Raw genomic sequence first — 614 nt, forward strand, 5'->3', positions numbered from 1 at the left:
GGCGTCAAGAACCTGGAGCAGTTGGCCCTTGGCGCGGCTCAAGGCTAGGTTTCGGGTACCGGCGATGCCGAGTTTGACACCATTGGCGGCATACCGAATCCATGGCCGGCCATCCGCGATAGAGGCGATGTCGGAGGCGGGGCCGTCCTCCTGGAGGATCCATTCGACCTCACATCCAGACGGAAGCTCCTGCGCTTCAATGCATTTCCGTGTCTCGGTGAGGAAAGCCGATCCGGCGGGGTGTACAGCGGTCAGAACCGAGATAAGCAACTTCGTGTCCCTTCGGCGATTGGTTCTTGTGTGCTATCTCGGCCAGAGAGCGAGATTGGTCGTGTAGACGAGTTGCGTTCGGTCACCGGGAAGAACGACATCGGCAACTTCGACCACACGGCCGGTCGTATCGATGGAAGTCTTGCGGATGTCGAAGACTGCCACGCCTTCGGTCGGCATTCCGAGCTCGGCGGCTTCGTGAACTGTCGGTGGACGAGCCTCAACCTCCTCTCTGATCGTGGCAACTTCGATACCGACGGTGAATAGCTGGTGTTGCGTGCCACCAGGCCATGGCTCGCGGTCTTCATCCAGCAATTCGGGGTTGGATGCCACATGGTCGTAGA

General features: G+C 59.6%; 2 protein-coding genes. Both read right to left on the reverse strand.

The features are described 5' to 3' along the window. Positions 1–270: glycosyltransferase family protein (locus ON37_RS33920; protein WP_040723139.1), on the reverse strand; the 270-nt coding region annotated here is incomplete at its 3' end. Positions 271–303: 33 nt separating this feature from the next. After that, a partial coding sequence (locus tag ON37_RS32040; RefSeq protein WP_040723141.1) for a UTRA domain-containing protein occupies positions 304–614 on the reverse strand: 311 nt, incomplete at its 5' end.

Origin of the sequence: Nocardia veterana NBRC 100344 (genome assembly GCF_000308855.1) — a bacterium.
Lineage (GTDB): Bacteria > Actinomycetota > Actinomycetes > Mycobacteriales > Mycobacteriaceae > Nocardia > Nocardia veterana.